Annotated in this window: 18 protein-coding genes; 8 read left to right on the top strand and 10 right to left on the bottom strand. The window is 68.7% G+C overall.

All coding sequences use genetic code 11. The annotated features are described in order from the left end of the window. Nucleotides 1-49: 49 nt before the first annotated feature. Complete coding sequence (locus AC1DO7_RS08330) at nucleotides 50-748, bottom strand: hypothetical protein (RefSeq protein WP_441619734.1); 699 nt, start codon at nucleotides 746-748, stop codon at nucleotides 50-52. A 247-nt stretch (nucleotides 749-995) separates the two neighbouring features. On the opposite strand from AC1DO7_RS08330, the gene AC1DO7_RS08325 reads away from it, so the two are divergent. Then, on the top strand, nucleotides 996-3,809 hold the full coding sequence (locus AC1DO7_RS08325) for a winged helix-turn-helix domain-containing protein (protein ID WP_441619732.1): 2,814 nt from the start codon (nucleotides 996-998) through the stop codon (nucleotides 3,807-3,809). Nucleotides 3,810-3,849: 40 nt separating this feature from the next. Here the strand turns inward: AC1DO7_RS08325 and AC1DO7_RS08320 are convergent, their stop codons facing one another. The 9 genes from AC1DO7_RS08320 to AC1DO7_RS08280 all read right to left on the bottom strand — a co-directional run bounded on the left by AC1DO7_RS08320 (nucleotide 3,850) and on the right by AC1DO7_RS08280 (nucleotide 9,938). Further along, on the bottom strand, nucleotides 3,850-4,674 hold the full coding sequence (locus tag AC1DO7_RS08320; RefSeq protein ID WP_441619730.1) for an SDR family NAD(P)-dependent oxidoreductase: 825 nt from the start codon (nucleotides 4,672-4,674) through the stop codon (nucleotides 3,850-3,852). Nucleotides 4,675-4,701: 27 nt separating this feature from the next. Next, entirely contained in the window at nucleotides 4,702-5,118 is a 417-nt protein-coding gene (locus tag AC1DO7_RS08315; RefSeq protein WP_441619729.1) for a MaoC family dehydratase, read from the bottom strand. A 15-nt stretch (nucleotides 5,119-5,133) separates the two neighbouring features. Beyond that, the gene (locus AC1DO7_RS08310) at nucleotides 5,134-5,574 is read right to left on the bottom strand and encodes a MaoC family dehydratase N-terminal domain-containing protein (protein WP_441619727.1); all 441 of its coding nucleotides are present in this window, start codon (nucleotides 5,572-5,574) and stop codon (nucleotides 5,134-5,136) included. A gap of 34 nt (nucleotides 5,575-5,608) precedes the next feature. Continuing rightward, nucleotides 5,609-6,796 carry a lipid-transfer protein gene (locus AC1DO7_RS08305; protein ID WP_441619725.1) on the bottom strand — a complete coding sequence of 396 codons (1,188 nt, stop codon included), beginning with the start codon at nucleotides 6,794-6,796 and terminating at the stop codon, nucleotides 5,609-5,611. A 39-nt stretch (nucleotides 6,797-6,835) separates the two neighbouring features. Beyond that, nucleotides 6,836-7,975, bottom strand: coding sequence for an acyl-CoA dehydrogenase family protein (locus AC1DO7_RS08300; RefSeq protein WP_441619723.1), 1,140 nt, complete (start codon nucleotides 7,973-7,975; stop codon nucleotides 6,836-6,838). A 10-nt stretch (nucleotides 7,976-7,985) separates the two neighbouring features. Then, a complete protein-coding gene (locus tag AC1DO7_RS08295) occupies nucleotides 7,986-8,318 on the bottom strand; it encodes an enoyl-CoA hydratase/isomerase family protein (protein ID WP_441619721.1) in 333 nt (110 codons plus the stop codon). Then, the gene (locus AC1DO7_RS08290; RefSeq protein WP_441619719.1) at nucleotides 8,312-8,839 is read right to left on the bottom strand and encodes an enoyl-CoA hydratase/isomerase family protein; all 528 of its coding nucleotides are present in this window, start codon (nucleotides 8,837-8,839) and stop codon (nucleotides 8,312-8,314) included. Before AC1DO7_RS08290 ends, AC1DO7_RS08295 begins: the two co-directional genes overlap by 7 nt. 122 nt (nucleotides 8,840-8,961) lie before the next feature. Further along, nucleotides 8,962-9,144, bottom strand: coding sequence for a hypothetical protein (locus AC1DO7_RS08285; RefSeq protein ID WP_441619717.1), 183 nt, complete (start codon nucleotides 9,142-9,144; stop codon nucleotides 8,962-8,964). Beyond that, a complete protein-coding gene (locus AC1DO7_RS08280) occupies nucleotides 9,129-9,938 on the bottom strand; it encodes a Bug family tripartite tricarboxylate transporter substrate binding protein (protein ID WP_441619715.1) in 810 nt (269 codons plus the stop codon). Before AC1DO7_RS08280 ends, AC1DO7_RS08285 begins: the two co-directional genes overlap by 16 nt. Before the next feature lie 268 nt (nucleotides 9,939-10,206). On the opposite strand from AC1DO7_RS08280, the gene AC1DO7_RS08275 reads away from it, so the two are divergent. Genes AC1DO7_RS08275 through AC1DO7_RS08245 form a run of 7 tightly spaced genes read left to right on the top strand, consistent with a single transcriptional unit; the run spans nucleotide 10,207 to nucleotide 16,974 of the window. Further along, complete coding sequence (locus AC1DO7_RS08275; protein ID WP_441619713.1) at nucleotides 10,207-11,385, top strand: CaiB/BaiF CoA transferase family protein; 1,179 nt, start codon at nucleotides 10,207-10,209, stop codon at nucleotides 11,383-11,385. A gap of 35 nt (nucleotides 11,386-11,420) precedes the next feature. Further along, the gene (locus AC1DO7_RS08270) at nucleotides 11,421-12,629 is read left to right on the top strand and encodes an acetyl-CoA C-acetyltransferase (RefSeq protein ID WP_441619711.1); all 1,209 of its coding nucleotides are present in this window, start codon (nucleotides 11,421-11,423) and stop codon (nucleotides 12,627-12,629) included. 41 nt (nucleotides 12,630-12,670) lie between these two features. Beyond that, nucleotides 12,671-13,078 carry a Zn-ribbon domain-containing OB-fold protein gene (locus AC1DO7_RS08265; protein ID WP_441619709.1) on the top strand — a complete coding sequence of 136 codons (408 nt, stop codon included), beginning with the start codon at nucleotides 12,671-12,673 and terminating at the stop codon, nucleotides 13,076-13,078. Beyond that, nucleotides 13,075-14,223, top strand: coding sequence for a thiolase family protein (locus AC1DO7_RS08260; protein WP_477115989.1), 1,149 nt, complete (start codon nucleotides 13,075-13,077; stop codon nucleotides 14,221-14,223). Before AC1DO7_RS08265 ends, AC1DO7_RS08260 begins: the two co-directional genes overlap by 4 nt. A 14-nt stretch (nucleotides 14,224-14,237) precedes the next feature. Beyond that, a complete protein-coding gene (locus tag AC1DO7_RS08255; RefSeq protein WP_441643432.1) occupies nucleotides 14,238-14,984 on the top strand; it encodes an SDR family oxidoreductase in 747 nt (248 codons plus the stop codon). An 11-nt stretch (nucleotides 14,985-14,995) separates the two neighbouring features. Beyond that, on the top strand, nucleotides 14,996-15,799 hold the full coding sequence (locus tag AC1DO7_RS08250; RefSeq protein WP_441619703.1) for an enoyl-CoA hydratase/isomerase family protein: 804 nt from the start codon (nucleotides 14,996-14,998) through the stop codon (nucleotides 15,797-15,799). 20 nt (nucleotides 15,800-15,819) lie between these two features. Continuing rightward, nucleotides 15,820-16,974, top strand: coding sequence for an acyl-CoA dehydrogenase family protein (locus AC1DO7_RS08245; protein WP_441619701.1), 1,155 nt, complete (start codon nucleotides 15,820-15,822; stop codon nucleotides 16,972-16,974). Nucleotides 16,975-17,007: the final 33 nt, after the last annotated feature.

Here is a 17,007-nt window from a genome sequence, read left to right as displayed (position 1 = left end):
GCGCTTCCGGCTCTCCTCCGACCCGCCGGAAGTCATGTGACCGCACTCTTCATCGCTGGCACGGCGCCGGCGCTAAATCAGGCGGCTCTTCGCATTGGAGCGCGACAGCGGGGGGGCGCATGCCACCGAAATCGGGGGGGAGGGTTTTTACGGCCGCTGGCGATCCGGTTTCATGCGCAACAAGACGTTCGAGCTGACGCAGGGTCAGGCCGAACTGTTCGAAGACCGCGTCCTCGAGTTGGCAGCGATCGGAGAAGCCATAGCGGGTGACCATGGCATGGGAGGGCCGCCCCAGGCCAGGGAGGTCGAGCAGCAGGCGGAGGAGGCGGTGCGCGCGGACGGCTTCGCGGAAGCTGGAGCCTTCGGCGAACAGACGTCGTGACAGGGATGCCTTTGAAATGCCGGCAATGCCGGCAAACCAGTCCAGGTTCCAGTCTTCGAGTGGTTCGGTGAGGACCAGGCTGGCTAGCCAGCGCGTCAGCGGTCGGGATGCGGACGACCCTGGCCCGGGGTGGGCAAGAGCGTCCATCGCGACATCGATGCAGGCGGCGCCCTCATGGCCCAGTTCGATCGCGATCGGCGTGAAGGGCCGCAGCGTCAGGCGCTGGGTCGGCCGCAGCAGCCGGCTCCGGGCGCCGTGGCTGCAGCGGATCGTGCCCGCATCGGCGGAGATGATCGCCGTGGATGGGAACGCGAGGTTACGGATGGTGGTGCGCACGGACGTGTGCGCGCGGAGGAGCAACTGCATTGGAATCTGCTGGCATGTGCGCCGCACGGCGCGTGTCGGGGCAGCGCCTCGCGAAGCCGGGCGCCGTCGTCATCGGTCCATGACCTTGCCGGTGACCTTACCGGCTGCGTGGGCCTGCGTTCCAACCGCCTTCGGGGGGGCGCGCGACGGGCAGTGCCGCCCGTGTTGGATGAACCCGATCCACGCTGTAGAATCCAGCGTACACAAGCATCCTTCCCCGACCTCCCATCCGGGGCATCAATCGAGCATGCCAGAGACTCCCGCGAAGCCCGGGCCGCCATCGCCAAGGGCGACGCTCAGGCCAGTTATCGCCAGCAAGCTGGTGCCTCCGCACATTGGCCGCAAGACCGTGCCGCACGAGCCCTTGCTGGCGCGCCTGATGGCGGAGCGCCGCCGTCGCTGCTTCCTGCTGCAGAGCCCGGCCGGCTACGGCAAGACGACGACGCTGGTGGCATGGGGGCAGGCCTTGACTCCGCTGGGCTATCACGTCACGTGGCTGTCGCTGGATGCCGACGACAATGAGCCGTCCACGTGGGTGGACTACCTGCTGTCCAGTGTTGCGATTGTCGACCCGGCGATCACGCGCGACGCCATGCTGCTCGAAGGCGTCGGTACGGACCAGGAAGCCATCGAGCGCACGGTGATCGCACTGGTGCGAGGCATCGCCCGCTACCGCCGCGAACTGGTGATCGTGCTTGACGACCTGCACCACATCACCGACAGCCGGATCTGGGAAGCCCTGCAATGGTTGCTGGACTATGCGCCTTCGAACCTGCACCTCGCTTTTGCATCGCGCTCGGCGCTGCCCGTGTCGCTCGAACGTTTGCGCGCGGCCGGCCAGACGCTGGAGTTCGGCCTTGCGGACCTGCGTTTCTCGCCGGAGGAAGCCGAGCGCTTCCTCCGGGTGCAACTCGGCGATATTGAGCCGGCCGCCGCCCGGCGGTTGCACGCGCAGACCGATGGCTGGGTCGCCGGCCTGCAGCTATTGAGTGTCGCGCTGAAGAAGAAGCGCTCCGCCTTGTCCGCCGATGATCTTGATGTGACGATCCGGGAGTACGTGCGCGACTCGCAGACGTTCGCCGCCTACTTCGAGCGCGAGGTGTTGTCGCGGATGACGCCGGGCGAACTGGAACTGCTGACGCCAGCCGCCGCCTGCGACCGCTTCTGCGCCTCGCTATGCGCAACGCTGACCGGACGTGATGCCGAAGGGAAGGGCGGGGAAGAAGGGGCCCTGCTGGAGCGGCTGGAGAACGACAACCTGTTCATCGTCTCGACCGAGCAGGACGGTGCCGAGACCTGGTACCGGCTCCATCCCTTGCTGCGCGAGACGCTGCTGGTCCGCTTCCAGAGCTGGAGCACGGGGACGCGCCACGCCATCCATGCGCGGGCGTGGCAATGGTTCCTGGGCCGCGGACACCTCGACGAGGCCGTGCAGCATGCGCTCAAGGCTGGCGAGCCCGCGCGCGCGGCCGAACTGGCCGAGCGCTGTGCGCATTCGCTGTTTGCGCGCGGGGAACTGGCAAAGCTTGTCGCCCTGGTGCGGCTCCTTCCGCCCGAGCAGGTGCAGGCAAGCGTGCCACTGCGCATGTGGATGGCGCGCCAGCACCTTTACCACCGCGATTTCGCGGCCTGCGCGGCTGGCATCGAGGCGCTCCAGCGCGATCTTCCCGCCCAGGCCATGGCGGATCGCTTCACGCTCGTGGCCCTGCGGGCCGTGCTCGCCGTCCAGCGCGACGATGTGGAAGGCGCGATGGCGCTGCTTCCGCAATTGCTGGCGCCGCCGCCCGCGACCGACGGCATCACCCTCGCGGCCTGCAATAACCTGCTGTCGTGGATCTACATGCAGCGTGGGGAGTATGAGCGCGCGCGCGCCATCCAGCTCGACGCGAAGCGCCCCACCATCGACGGCGCAGCGCTGATGGGAACCTCGGCGGGTACCCTGCAAGGCCAGTGCATGGTCGGCCTGAGCCATGCGCTCGAGGGTCAACTGCTGCAGGCCGAGCGCATCTACCGTTCTGTACTGCGTGAAGCCGAGGCGCGCGGGCGGTCCTGCAACGACCCGGCGTGCATGGCGGCGTCGCTGCTGGGCGAGGTGCTGTACGAACAGAACCAGAACGAAGCGGCGCGGGAACTGCTGGAGAGTCGCGTCGACCTGCTGGAGCGTGTATCAATTCCGGATTCGGTGCTGCGGGTGATGATCGTCCTCTCGGGCGCCCACTGGCATGCCGGCAACCGGCTGGAAGCCTTCGCCTACCTGGATCGCCTGGAGGAATACGCGAGCGGCCTCGGACTGGACCGCTTGCTGGCCTACGCCCTCGGGGTGCAGGTCCAGCGGCGCCTGCTGCTGGGAGAGCTTGACGCGGCGAAGGCCTGCCTGGCGCGCCTGCAGGAAGTCGAGGCACGCCGCCCCCGAAGCGGGGCCGAGCGCTTCAGTGGCCCCGACTTCGCGCTGCGCGGGGCCACGGTCCGCTGGCTGCTGGCGACCGGAGACATGGAGCAGGCGGCGCTGATACTCAATCCGCTGATCGCACACTGCGAGGCCCACGGCCGCATGCACAACGTCGCCGCCCTGCAGCTGCAGCGTGCCGTCGTCGATGCGAAGCTGGGGCGTTCCGCCGCTGCCCGCGCCAACGTCGTATCGGCCCTGCATCTCGGTCATCGCCTCGGGCTGCTGCGCAGGCTGCTGGATGCCGAGCCATCGGCGATGGATCTGGTTGGCGAAATCGCGCGGCAGGAAACGCTCGACCCGGTGCTGACCTTCTACGTCGAGCGGCTACAGGCGGCGTTGCCGCCAAAGCCCGCCACGGACAACGCAAGAGCCCGCAAGCGAGCGGCATCCGTCGGCGTTGCCGCGCTCAGCGAGCGCGAGACCGATGTGGTGCGCATGCTGCCGGAGTTGATCACGACCAAGAAGATCGCGCGGGCGCTCGGCCTTTCGCCGGAGACGGTCAAGTGGCACCTGACCAATATCTACGCCAAGCTCGGCGTGAGCGGTCGCGACGAAGCGCTGGAGCGCCTGCGCGACGTGGACTGGGGAACGGACGACGACACCGGCGGCTGACAGGCAAGGGGCCCGCCGCCGGTGCATGGGCGGCGCTCCCTTACTGCGGACCGCCTGCCACGGCCACCACCTGGCCCGTGATGTAGTTCGACTCAGGCAGGCAGAACAGGTACACCGAGCCCGCCGCTTCCTCCGGCGTGCCGCCCCGGCCCAGCGGACAGCGCTGCGCATGGGACTTGATCAGTTCCGGATTGATGCCCACGCGGATGTCGCGGCCTTCGATCTTGACGGTGGCGCCGGCCTTCGCGTCGGCTTCGGTCATCCGGGTGTGGATCAGGCCGAAGGCGACGGCATTGACGTTCACCTTCAGCCGGCCCCATTCGCGGCTCAGCGCACGCGTCATGCCGATCACGCCGGCCTTGGCCGACGAATAGTTGAGCTGGCCGGCGTTGCCGTTGAGCGCAGACGTCGACGACACATTCACCACCTTGCGGAACACCTCGCGCCCGGCGGCGACATCGGCCTGGTGCTGCGCCTTCAGGTGCGGATAGGCGGCCCGCAGGATGCGGAAGGGCGCCGTCATGTGGCAGTCGAGGATGGCGTACCACTGCTCGTCCGTCATGCGCTGGACCACGTCATCCCAGGTGTAGCCGGCGTTGTTGACGATAATGTCGATGCCGCCGAACGTCCTGATCGCGGTGCCGATATAGCGCTCGGCGAAATCCGGCGCCGCCACGCTGCCTACGCAGGCCACGGCTTCGGCGCCGTTCTTGCGCAGCATCTCGACCGTCTCGTGCGCCGGATCGGCATCGAGGTCGTTGACGACGAGGCGTGCGCCTTCGCTCGCCAGTTTCAGTGCGATGGCCTGTCCGATGCCACGGCCGGAGCCGGTGACGAGGGCGACCTTTCCATCAAGCTTTCCCACGATATTTCCTTGTTCAGTATTTGGGTTTCACAGCGCGACGACCGCATCGCCGAGGACCTTCGCCTCGCCATACTGGTTCGTGGTCTGGATCTCGAGGCGCGCGCGGCGCTCGCCTTCGGCTTCGAAGGTCTCCACCACGCGGCCGGTGCAGGTGATCTGGTGGCCGAGGTGCGTGATACCGGTGAAGCGCACGCTGAAGTCGCGGATCTGGCGCTGGTCGACCCACTGCGTCAGCAGCCGGCCGAGCCAGGCCATCGACAGCATGCCGTGCGCGAACACATCGGTCATGCCGGCCTTGCGGGCGTAATCGAGGTCGATGTGGATGGCGTTGTGATCGCCCGATGCGCCGGCGAACAACGCCAGCATGGTGCGGTTGACCGGGGCCAGCGCCAGCGGGGGGAGGGTGTCGCCGGCCTTGACGGCGGCGAGGTCGGTCTTGCTCATGAGCTGGTCTCCTTGTCAGCCGTTGCGGTGCACTAGTACGCTGCGGAGGTCGGCGATGTGGTCGCCGTTCTGGTTGGTGACGCGCGTCTCGCGCACGAGGAAGGACAGCGCGCCGCCTTTCTTGTCATAGATGTCGCCGATGCGGCTCTCGAAGCGCAGCGTGTCGCCCGCATAGGCCGTGCGGTGGTAGTGGAACGATTGCTCGCCGTGCAGGACGCGCGACGGCTCGATGCCCACTTCCTGGCGCCAGGCGGTGGTCGGCTGGGTGAATTCCAGCGAGAACAGAAAGGTCGGCGGCAGCGGCAGGGTCGGGTGCCCGGCGTCGCGTGCGGCGGATTCGTCCGTGTAGATCGGGTTCGTCTCGCCGATGGCCTTGGCGAAGAAGCGCAGTTGCCCCGCCTCGGCGGTGGCGTGGAAGCTCGGCAAGACCTTGCCGATATGCGATTTGTCCAGCATCTCGATGTCTCCTTGATGTCCGTGAGCGCAGGGGTCAGGCCACCTTCTTGAACGCGGTGACCACGCAGGCGCCGCCCAGGCCGAGGTTGTGCTGCAGCGCGACCTTGGCGTCTGGCACCTGGCGGTCGCCGGCCGTGCCGCGCAGCTGGTGGACCAGCTCGTAGCACTGCGCCAGCCCGGTCGCGCCGAGTGGGTGCCCCTTCGACAGCAGGCCGCCCGACGGATTGACCACCCAGCGACCGCCATAGGTGTTGTCGCCGTCCTCGACCAGCTTCTCGCCTTCGCCGTCCTTGCACAGGCCAAGCCCTTCGTAGGTGATCAGTTCGTTCTGTGCGAAGCAGTCATGCAGCTCGATCACGTCGATGTCTTCCGGGCCGATGCCGGCCTGCTCGTACACCGATTGCGAGGCGGACTTCGTCATGCCAACGCCGACCAGGTCGATCATGGTGGGCGATTCGAACGCATCCGGCCGGTCGGTGGTCAGGGCCTGGCCGGCGATGACCACATCCGTGCGCAGGCCGCGCTTGCGGGCAAATTCCTGCGACACCACGATGGCGGCCGCCGCGCCACAGGTGGGCGGGCAGGCCATCAGGCGCGTCAGCACGCCTTCCCACACGGCCGGTGCGGCCAGCACTTCCTCGGGCGAGACCACCTTGCGGAAGATCGCCAGGGGATTGTTGGCGGCGTGACGGCTGGCCTTGGCGCGGATTTTGGCGAAGGTTTCGAGCTTGGTGCCGTACTTCTCCATATGGGCGAGACCAGCCCCCGCGAACATGCGGATGGCGCCTGGCAGATCGCAGTCCGGCTGGATCCGCTCGACGATTTCCAGGGTGCGGCTCATGGCGCGCGGACGGTCACCCCAGTGGCTGGCCAGCGCGCCCGGCTGCATTTCCTCGAAGCCGACCGCGATGGCGCAGTCCACGGTGCCGCTCTGCACGGCCTGGCGGGCGAGGAACAGCGCCGACGAGCCGGTGGCACAGTTGTTGTTGACGTTGACCACCGGCACGCCGCTCAGGCCCACGCGATACAGCGCGGCCTGGCCGCAGGTCGAATCGCCGTACACATAGCCGGCGTAGGCCTGCTGCACGTCGGCGTAGGACAGGCCGGCGTCTTCCAGCGCCTGGACGATGGCCTGCGCACCCATCTCGTCATAGTGGGCGCTCATGCCGGGCTTGGCGAACGGGATCATGCCGACGCCGGCGACAAACACATTGCGTGTCATGGGACTTCTCCTTGCTTCTGGAATGCGGGATTGTTGGAATCAGAGCTTGCGCGAGATCAGCTCGCGCATGACTTCGCTGGTGCCGCCGTAGATGCGGTTCACGCGCGAGTCGACGAAGGCGCGGCCGACCGGGTACTCCATCATGTAGCCGTAGCCGCCATGCAGTTGCAGCATCTCGTCCAGGCACTTGCCGAGCGTCTCGGTGGCATACAGCTTGGCCACGGCGGACTCTTCCAGCGTCAGGCTGCGGCGCATGTGCTCGCCGAGGTAGTGGTCCACCATCAGGCGTACGGCGATGGCCTGCGCCTGGATGTCAGCGAGCTTGAAGCGCGTGTTCTGGAAGTCCCACACGGTCTGGCCGAAGGCGCGGCGGTCCTTCACGTAGGCAAGCGTGTGCTCCAGCACGGCTTCGAGCCGCGCCGCTGCGCCGACGGCGATGGAGAAGCGCTCCTGAGGCAGCTCTCTCATCAGATACGCGAAGCCCTTGCCTTCCTCGCCGAGCCGGTTGGAGACCGGGACGCGGACGTTGTCGAAGAAGAGTTCGGCGGTATCCTGCGCATGCTGGCCCACCTTCTCCAGCTTGCGGCCACGGCGAAAGCCGGCACGGTTGGTCTCGACCACGATCAGGCTGATGCCCTTGGCCCCGGCGGTGGGGTCGGTCTTGCAGACCACGACGACGAGGTTGGCGGTCAGGCCGTTGCTGATGAAGGTCTTGCTGCCGTTGATCACGTACTCGTCGCCGTCACGCACGGCGGTGGTGCGCACGGCCTTGAGGTCGCTGCCGGTGCCCGGTTCGGTCATGGCGATGGCCAGGATGGTCTCGCCGGAGCAGGCGCCCGGGAGCCACTTCTGCTTCTGTTCTTCGTTGCCGATGCGGGCGATGTACGGGGCGATGATGTCCGAGTGCATGCCGATGCTGAGGCCGGAGAGGCCGCAGCGTTGATATTCCTCGACCATCACGGCCGAGTGACCGTAATCGCCGCCACCGCCGCCATACTCGGTAGGCAGGGTCACGCAGAGCAGGCCCTCGCGGCCGGCCTTCAGCCAGGTCTCGCGGTCGACCTTGCCGGCCTTGTCCCACTCGGCCTGCTTCGGCGCGCACTCGCGCTCAAAGAAGCGGCGGGCCGTGGTGCGGAACATCTCATGGTCTTCGCGATAGATGGTACGGATCGGTTGCAAAGCAGTCTCCTTACTTGGGTTCGGTATGGATGGGGGCCGGCTGGCGGTCCCAGTCAAAGCGGGGTGGCTCGCCGGCCAGGAAGGCGTCGACGGCGGCGGCGTGATAGGGGGCGGCGGCGGCGATCGCCTGTGCGCTGCACTCCAGGTCCGCCAGCGGGGCGTATTGCGACTCGAAGCTCTGGTTAAGCAGCCGCTTGCTCAGGCCCATGGCCTCGCGCGGGCCGGCGAGGAAACGGCGGGCGAACTCCCACGCCTGCTGCGAGAGGTCATCCGGCGAATGGATGGCATGCACGATGCCAAGCTGCTTCGCCTCCATGGCATTCACGCGGCGCGCGGTCAGCACAGTTCCTTCGCCACCGACATGCCGACCGCGCGCGGCAGCAGGTAGAACGCGCCGAGGTCCGGCACCAGTCCCACCTTGGCGAACGACATGCAGAAGAACGCGCGCGACGACGCCAGCATGAAGTCCGCCGCGAGCGCCAGCGAGAAGCCGGCACCGGCAGCAGCGCCGTCCACGGCCGCGATGACGGGAATCTCCAGGTTGCGCAGGCGCTGCATCCACTGGTGGGCGGACTGCACGCGGCGGCGCATCGCGTCGGGTGAGCGAGCCTCCGCGTCGGTGCTGGCGCGGACTTCCTGAAGCGACTTGAGGTCGCCGCCGGCGCAGAAGCTGCCGCCGGAGCCGGTCAGGATCAGGGCACGCACGCTGCGGTCGCCCTCGATGCGCGCAATCATGTCGGCGTAGTCCGCGCGCAGGTCGAGGGACAGCGCGTTACGGGCGGCGGGGCGCTGGTGCGAGAACTCGGCAACGCCGTCCTCGATGAGGAGCTGCGCGTCGCGCAGGCGGATCAAATCTGCAGCCATGGTGTCTTGTCCTGGTTTGGCGAGTCGTCGGGAGTCGCGCTGCGCGGGCTCCCGGGATGCATTCGATATTGGGGAATGGCAAGGGGTGCCAGCCCACCGGCGTTGGGGGGGGGCAGGCCGGATCAGTCGACGCCCGCACCCACCGTCTTCACCACGGTTTCCCAGCGGGCAAGATCGGCGCCGATGCGTTCACCCAGCCGGTCGGGCGGCAGGTATGCCGGCATGAACCCTTGCGTGCGGAAGTGCTCGCGGCTGTCCGGGGCGGTGACGATGGCCTTCAGCGAGCCGGTCAGGCGTGCGGCCACGTCGGCGCGGAGTGCGGCGGGCGCGCGGCCCAGCCCATCACCACGTAGCCGGGGACGCTTTCCGCCACGGTCGGCACGCCGGGGAAGTCGGGCGAACGCTGCGCGCCGGTGGTCGCCAGGGCGCGCACCTTGCCGGAACGGAGCTGCGGCAGCGACGTGACGGGCACGTCGAACATGAAATCCACGTTGCCCGCCATCACGTCGGTCAGGGCCGCGGCGCTGCCCTTGTATGGGATGTGGTTGAGCTTCACGCCCGACTGGCTGGCGAGCAGCGCGCCCGACAAATGGTTCGACGAGCCATTGCCGGCCGACCCGTAGGTCACCTGGCCGGGCCGCGTGCGCGCCGCCGCGAGCAGGTCCTTCAGGCTCCGGTAAGGCTGGTTTGCCCCGGTAACGAGCACGTTCTCGTACTCGCCGACCTGCGCTACCGGCGTGAAGTCGCGGCGTGCGTTGTAGCCCACATTCGGATAGATGGCCGGATTCACGGTCAGCGCGCCAACCGTGGCGAAGCCCAGTGTGTAGCCGTCGGCGCTGGCGTGCGCCACCTTCTGCATGCCGATCGAGCCACCCATGCCCGGCACGTTTTCCACCACCAACGGCTGGTGCAGGTCCTGGCTCAGCTTCTGGCCGACATAGCGCGCCAGCACGTCCGCCGGGCCGCCGGCGGGAAAGGGCACCACGAGGCGCAGCGGCCTGGACGGCCAGGTTTGCGCCTGCGCGGCCACGGGCGGCGCGCCGAGCGCAAGCGCCGCCGCAATCAGCGTGACTGCCCTGGAAAAGTCGGTCCCTCTCATGTGATGTCTCCTGTCTGTCGCCCTGGCGGAGCCGGCTGGCGCGCCTGATTCGCGGCGTATGCGGTGAAGCGGGATGGTCGGGCGCGGCGGGGCCGTGCAGCCCACCGGCGATGGGGGGTGTGCCCGGCACCGGCGCGGCGCGCGGGCGGAAATCCCCCCCCAACGTCGGTGGGCGGAGCCCCCACGCCGGCTGGTCTACTTGCCTCCAAGGCTGCAGTCCGCTGCGGCATTCGCTGAGTGATCCAAGAGAAGGAAGAGGGGGGAAGTGATGGGCGTTCTTTCAGGTATTCGCGTACTGGAATTCGAGGGCATCGGCCCCGGGCCGTTCGCGGCGATGCTGCTGGCGGACATGGGCGCGGACGTGATCCGCGTGGACCGGCCGGTGGCTGCGGCGGACCTGGGTCCGAAGATCGAGGGCCAGCGCATCAACGTGGTGGCGCGCGGCCGCAGCTCGGTGACGCTCGACCTGAAGCGCCCGGAGGCGGTGGAGGCTGCGCTCGCCCTGATGGAGAAGGCCGACGTGGTGATCGAGGGTTTTCGCCCCGGCACGATGGAGCGGCTTGGCCTCGGCCCGGCGCAGGCGCTGTCGCGCAATCCGCGGCTGGTGTACGGCCGCATCACCGGCTGGGGCCAGACCGGCCCGCTCGCCGCCAGCGCCGGCCACGATCTCAACTACATCGCGCTGTCGGGCGTGCTGTCGGGCATCGGTCGCGGCGACGATGCGCCGGTGCCCCCGCTCAATCTGGTGGGTGACTACGGCGGTGGCGGCATGCTGCTGGCCATGGGCGTGCTGGGCGCGCTGATTCATGCGCAACGCACCGGCACGGGCCAGGTGGTGGACGCCGCCATGACGGAAGGCGCCGCGCAGCTTGGCGCCGTGGTGTGGGGCCTGCTCGCCTCGGGCCACTGGCGCGAGCAGCGCGGCAGCAACCTGCTCGACGGCGGCACCCCCTGGTACGACAGCTACGCCACGCGCGATGGCCACTACATGGCCGTGGGCGCGGTGGAGGAACGCTTCTACCAGGAACTGGTGGAAAAGCTCGGCCTTGCCGGCGCGAACCTGCCCGACCGGAACAACCGTGGCAACTGGCCGGTGCTGCGCCAGCACTTCAGGATGGCATTCCTGTCCCGCACACGCGACGAATGGTGCGCCGTGTTCGACGGCAGCGACGCCTGCGTGGCCCCGGTGCTGAAGTTCTCCGAGGCGCCGCGGCACCCGCAGAACGTCGCCCGCGGCAGCTTCGTCGAGGTCGACGGCGTCACGCAGCCCGCCCCCGCGCCGCGCTTCTCGCACACGCCGTCGGCAATCCGCCGCAGCGCCCCGGCCCGTGGCGAGCACGGCCTGCAGGCGCTGCAGGCATGGGGCTTCGCCACTGACGCCATCGATCGCATGTCCGGCCTTGGGCTGGGCTTCGCCCCGGCCGACGCCGAACGACAGGCGGCCTGAGCGCATTCCTTCCAACGCAATCTGAATTTCCTGCCATGAGCCACGCTTACATCGTCTCTCCCTTGCGCACGCCGGTCGGCAAGTTCGGCGGCGCGCTCGCGCCGCTCTCCGCGGCGGATCTCGCGGCCCACGTGCTGCGTGCCGTCCTGCAACGCTCCGGCGCGCCGGAGGATTCCATCGACGAAGTCATCGTCGCGCAGTCGTACCAGTCCAGCGAGGCGCCGTGCATCGGCCGCTACGCTGCCTCGCTCGCCGGGCTGCCGGAAAGCGTCTCGGGCTACGCGGTGGACCGCCGCTGCGGCTCGGGGCTGCAGGCCGTGATCAACGCGGCGATGCAGGTGCAGAGCGGCGTGTCCGGTGCGGTGCTCGTCGCTGGCGTCGAGAGCATGAGCAATATCGAGTACTACAGCACCAGCATGCGCTGGGGCGCGCGAATGGGCGACGCGGCCATCCACGACCGCCTTGACCGTGGCCGCGTCAACTCGCAGCCGGTAAGCCGCTATGGCGTGATGGCCGGCGGCGCCGCCGAGACGGCCGAGAACCTGGCCCGCGACTACGGCATCGCCCGCGCGGAGAGCGATCGCTATGCCGCGCGCAGCCACCAGCTTGCCACCGAGGCGTGGAACGCTGGCCGCTTCGAGGAGGAGGTGGTGCCCGTGCCGGTGCCGCAGCGCAAGGGCGCCCCGATCCTGTTCCGCCGCGACGAAGGCATTCGCGAGGATGCCAGCCTGGAATTGATGGCCAAGCTGCCCGCGCTGCTGCGCGACGGCACGGTGACGGCCGGCAACGCCTGCCAGCAGAGCGACGCCGCGTCCGCCTGCCTGGTGGTGTCCGAGGACTACCTGAAGGCCCACCGGCTCGAGCCGATGGGGCGGCTGGTCGGCTGGGCCGGGGCGGGCTGCGACCCGCTGCGCATGGGCATCGGACCCGTGCCGGCCGTGGCGCGCCTGCTGCCGCGCATCGGCATGACGCTGTCGGACCTCGATCTGATCGAGGTCAACGAAGCCTTCGCGGTGCAGGTCCTCAGCGTGCTGCGCGCCTGGGGCATCAAGGACGTTGAGGCGGATGGGCGCATCAACGTCAACGGCTCCGGCATCTCGCTGGGCCATCCCATTGGCGCCACCGGCGTGCGCATCCTCGCCACGATGCTGCACGAGATGCGCCGGCGCGGCGCGCGCTACGGCCTGGAAACCATGTGCATCGGCGGCGGGCAGGGCCTGGCGGCGGTGTTCGAGCGCGTCTGAGCGGCGCGCTGCAAGTGATTCACGCATTCAAGGAGGAAAACATGACCCACGCTGAAGGCAACGCGCCGCGCGGCGCGTCCGAGCAGCCCTGGCAGGAGCAGGACGGGCGGCTGGTGCTGCTGGCCTATCGTCGCAATGGCGGCGACACGCTGCACTTCCCACCGCTGCCGTTGACGTCGCCGCAGGCCAGTGACACCGAGCTGGTCGCGCTGCACGGCACGCCGACGCTGTACAGCTACACCGTGATGCACCCGTCGCCCAAGACCGGCCTGCCGCCGATGCCACTGGGCCTGGCCGACTATCCGGAAGGTGTGCGCATCTTCGGTCGGCTGGTGTACCCGAACGGCCGCCGGCCTGCGATCGGGGACACCTTGCGGACATGCCTGGTGCATACCGCCGAGGGTCCCGTCTATGCATTCGAACCGGTGAGCACGGAGGGGAGCCGATGAACAAACCGATCTACGTTGCGGGCGTCGCCATGACCCCGTTCGGCCGTCACGACGGCTCGATGCAAGACCTGGCGCAAAGCGCCGTGCTCGGCGCCGTGGCCGACGCCGACGTCGACATGGCGGAAGTGCAGGCCTTCTACGCCGCCAACGTCTTCGGCGGCATGGTGCTGGGGCAGGTGCTGCTGCGCGACCTCGGCGTGACCGGGCCGGCCATCTACAACGTCGAGAACGCCTGTGCCAGCGGCGCCACCGGCGTCCACCTGGCCTGCCACGCGCTGGAAGCCGGCCGCTATGACACCGTGGTGGTGTTCGGCGTRGAGCAACTGACCGCGCTCGGCGGCGGCGCGCTGCCGCTGCAACGCAACGACTACATGACGTCGCTGTACGCCCGTGCCGGCATGACGCTGCCGTCGGTCTACGCCATGCGTGCGGCGCGCTACCTGCACGAGTTCGGCGTGAAGCCGGACGTGCTGRCCGAGGTCGCGGTGAAGAACCGCCGCCACGGCGGCCTCAATCCGTATGCGCAGACCCGCACCGGTGTCAGCGTGGACGAGGTGATGGATTCGCGCATGGTCTTCGATCCGCTCACGCTGCTGCAATGCTGCCCGTCGGCGGTGGATGGTGCGGCGGCGCTGGTGCTGACCACCCGCAAGCCGGCCACGCGCAGCAAGCCGGTGCGCGTGCTCGCCTCGGCGGTGCAGTCCGGCCGGCAGGAAATCGGCACCGAGGACATCCTCGCCGCCGAAATCACCGCGCGCACGGCGCGGCTGGCGTACCAGGAGGCCGGCGTCAAGCCTGCCGACATCGACATGGTGGAGCTGCACGACGCCTTCACCATTGCCGAACTCATCTACTACAGCGCGCTTGGCCTGTGCGAGCGCGGCGAGGCGCACGAACTGCTGAAGTCGGGCGCCACCACGCTCGGCGGCCGGGTACCGGTCAACCCGAGCGGCGGCCTGCTCGCCAAGGGGCACCCGCTGGGCGCCACGGGCGTGGCGCAGATGGTCGAGGCCGTCTGGCAACTGGAAGGGCGTGCCGGGGAAAGGCAGATACCGGGCGCGTCGCTGGCGCTGACGCAGTGCACGGGCGGCGGCATCGCCGGCGTGGACCACGCCGCGTCGGCGGTGCACATCCTCGGCCACTGATTGAAGGAGATTTCATGGACAAGCAGATTGCCGTCGTTACCGGCGGCGCACAGGGCATCGGCCTCGGCATCACGCGGGCCCTGCTCGAAGCGGGCCACGCCGTCGCCGTGTTCGACCTGAACGGCAAAGCCCTCGAAGGCCTGGGGGCCGAGCTCGGCCACCATGCCGAGCGCCTGATGGTGCTGCGCGTGGATGTGACCTCGGACGCCGAGGTGCAGGCGGCCGTCGCCCAGATCAAGGCGCGCTGGAAGACGCCCGACATCCTCGTGAACAACGCCGGCATCACGCGCGACAAGCGTTTTGTCAAGATGACGGAGGAGGACTGGGACTTCGTCATCGACGTTAACCTGAAGTCGCAGTTCCTGTGCGCGCGCGCCGTGGTGCCCGGCATGATCGAGCAGGGCTATGGCCGCATCGTCAATATCTCGTCGCGGGCATGGCTGGGCGGCTTCGGCCAGGCCAACTATTCGGCCGCCAAGGGCGGCGTGGTGAGCCTGACCCGCTCGCTCGCCATTGAGCTGGCGCGCCACGGCATCACCGCCAACGCCGTTGCGCCGGGCATCATCGAGACGCCGCTGTTCGCCACGCTGACCGACGAGCAGGCCGAGCGCCTGAAGTCGAGCGTACCGGTGGGCCGCATTGGCAAGCCGGAGGACATCGCCCAGGCGGTGCTGATGTTCGCCGGCCGCGCGGCGTCATACATCACCGGGCAGACGCTGTACGTCTGCGGCGGCCGCTCGCTGTCGAGCCCGAGCGTCTGAGGGAGAGGCAGATGACTATTCACTACCAGCAGACGGGTCACGTGGCGGTGCTGACACTGGACGCGCCCGAGTCGCTCAACGCCCTGACCGTCGAAGAACTAGTAGCGCTGCGCGAGCGGCTGGCGCAATGCCAGGACGACGACAACGTGCGCGCCATCGTCATCACCGGCGCGGGGGACCGGGCCTTCTGCACAGGGGCCAACCTGAAGGCGACGCTGCCGCCGTCCACCGGATTTGCCGCCGGCGCCTTCAAGAGCCGCGCCGGCGAGGCGCAGCAGGGCGGCTACACCCGCCTGCTCGATCTCACCGACCTGCAGATCTGGAAGCCGATGATTGCCGCCATCAACGGCTACTGCCTCGGCGGCGGGCTGGAACTGGCGCTGCAGTGCGACCTGCGCATCGCCGCCGCGTCGGCCAGCTTCGGCCTGCCCGAAGTCAAGGTGGCCAGCGTGCCCGCGGTGGGTGGCATGCAGTACCTGTTGCGCGCGGTGCCCGCCGCCCATGCGATGAAGATGGCGATGACCGGCGAGCGCATCGGCGCCGACGAGGCGCTGCGCATCGGCCTGGTCAGCGACGTGGTGGCGGCCTCCGGCCTGATGGAACTTGCGATGGCGCTGGCCACGCGCATTGCGGCCAACGGTCCGCTCGCCGTCCAGGCCGTCAAGCAGCTCGCGGTGCAGACCTCGCACCTGGCGCCGCGCGAGTTCGTCGCGCAGGCCAACCTGCAATGGGGGCTGCTGCGCGACAGCGCCGACCGCATCGAGGGCCGCACGGCCTTTGCCGAGAAGCGGCCGCCGGCATACCGCGGCGCCTGAGCAATACGGAGACAGCATTCATGAATTTCAACTTGACCGAAGAGCAGGAAATGATGGTGGCCGCCGCCCGGCGCATGGTGCAGACCCGCATCGACCCGGTACTGCGCAGTCATCCGGCCAACCAGCCGCTGCCCAAGGCGGCCATGCTGGAGATCTTCGCCGCCTTCGCGGAGCTGGGCATCACGGCCCCGCGCGTGCCGGCCGAAGCCGGCGGCGGCGGGCTGAAGATGCTCGACTACGGCATGATCTTCGAGCAGCTGCCGCCGGTGGTGGCGCTGTCGCTGGCCTCGCATGAGGGCACCATCCTGCGCATCCATCTCGGCTGCCCGGACCCTATCCGCGAGCGCTACCTGCCCGACCTGATCGCGGGCCGCAAGATCGCCTGCACGGCCAATACCGAGGCCAATGCCGGGTCGGACTCCGGCGCCATCCGCACCAAGCTGGAAGTCGACGGCGACGACGCTTACCTGACCGGCCGCAAGATGTGGATCACCAATGCCTCGATCTGCGACGTGGTGAACGTGTCCTGCACCACCGGCACGGACGAGAAGGGCCGCCCCGTCACGCGCCGCGCACTGGTCGACCGCAGCGAGGTCGATTTCGAGGTCCGCGAGACGGCCATCACCGGCCTGCGCCAGGGTCACCTGAGCGAGCTGGTGTTCGAGCGCACCCGCGTGCCACTGAGCCACGTGATGGGCGAGCCGGGGGACGCGGCAAAGACGCTGACGATGGCCTGGAATGGCAACCGTCCGCTCATCGGCCTGATGTGCGTGCATCTGGCGCAGAAGGCGCTCGACCTGGCGCTGGACTACACGAAGTCGCGCCAGCAGTTCGGCAAGCCGCTGGCGGCCCACCAGCTGGTGCAGCAGGACCTGGCCGATATCGAGACGGCCATCGTGTCGTCGCGCCTGCTCTGCTACTACGCACTCGACTGCATCGACCGCGGCCTGCGCGCGAACGGCACCTCGGCCATGGCCAAGCGCTATGCCACGCAGGCATGCGAGCGGGCCATCCACCTGGCGATCCAGCTGCACGGCGCGATGGGCATCAGCGAGGAACTGGGGCTGGAGCAGATGTGGCGCGATGCGCGCGTCTTCCAGGTGCCCGATGGCATGAACGGCATTCTCGCGCTGATCCAGGGCCGCGAGCTGACCGGGACGGCGGCGTTCCGCTGATCCAGCGATTTCTACCCAATACCTGCAGCACAC

The sequence above is a fragment of the Cupriavidus sp. 05N40 genome (assembly GCF_056397305.1).
This window is presented reverse-complemented; position numbering and strand designations above follow the sequence as displayed.

What these genes read in the sequence shown, in the direction of transcription:
- AC1DO7_RS08330 (WP_441619734.1), bottom strand. Translation starts at nt 748, where the DNA reads ATGCAGTTGCTCCTCCGCGCGCACACGTCCGTGCGCACCACCATCCGT.
- AC1DO7_RS08325 (WP_441619732.1), top strand. Translation starts at nt 996, where the DNA reads ATGCCAGAGACTCCCGCGAAGCCCGGGCCGCCATCGCCAAGGGCGACG.
- AC1DO7_RS08315 (WP_441619729.1), bottom strand. Translation starts at nt 5,118, where the DNA reads ATGAGCAAGACCGACCTCGCCGCCGTCAAGGCCGGCGACACCCTCCCC.
- AC1DO7_RS08310 (WP_441619727.1), bottom strand. Translation starts at nt 5,574, where the DNA reads ATGCTGGACAAATCGCATATCGGCAAGGTCTTGCCGAGCTTCCACGCC.
- AC1DO7_RS08305 (WP_441619725.1), bottom strand. Translation starts at nt 6,796, where the DNA reads ATGACACGCAATGTGTTTGTCGCCGGCGTCGGCATGATCCCGTTCGCC.
- AC1DO7_RS08290 (WP_441619719.1), bottom strand. Translation starts at nt 8,839, where the DNA reads ATGGCTGCAGATTTGATCCGCCTGCGCGACGCGCAGCTCCTCATCGAG.
- AC1DO7_RS08280 (WP_441619715.1), bottom strand. Translation starts at nt 9,938, where the DNA reads ATGAGAGGGACCGACTTTTCCAGGGCAGTCACGCTGATTGCGGCGGCG.
- AC1DO7_RS08275 (WP_441619713.1), top strand. Translation starts at nt 10,207, where the DNA reads ATGGGCGTTCTTTCAGGTATTCGCGTACTGGAATTCGAGGGCATCGGC.
- AC1DO7_RS08270 (WP_441619711.1), top strand. Translation starts at nt 11,421, where the DNA reads ATGAGCCACGCTTACATCGTCTCTCCCTTGCGCACGCCGGTCGGCAAG.
- AC1DO7_RS08265 (WP_441619709.1), top strand. Translation starts at nt 12,671, where the DNA reads ATGACCCACGCTGAAGGCAACGCGCCGCGCGGCGCGTCCGAGCAGCCC.
- AC1DO7_RS08255 (WP_441643432.1), top strand. Translation starts at nt 14,238, where the DNA reads ATGGACAAGCAGATTGCCGTCGTTACCGGCGGCGCACAGGGCATCGGC.
- AC1DO7_RS08250 (WP_441619703.1), top strand. Translation starts at nt 14,996, where the DNA reads ATGACTATTCACTACCAGCAGACGGGTCACGTGGCGGTGCTGACACTG.
- AC1DO7_RS08245 (WP_441619701.1), top strand. Translation starts at nt 15,820, where the DNA reads ATGAATTTCAACTTGACCGAAGAGCAGGAAATGATGGTGGCCGCCGCC.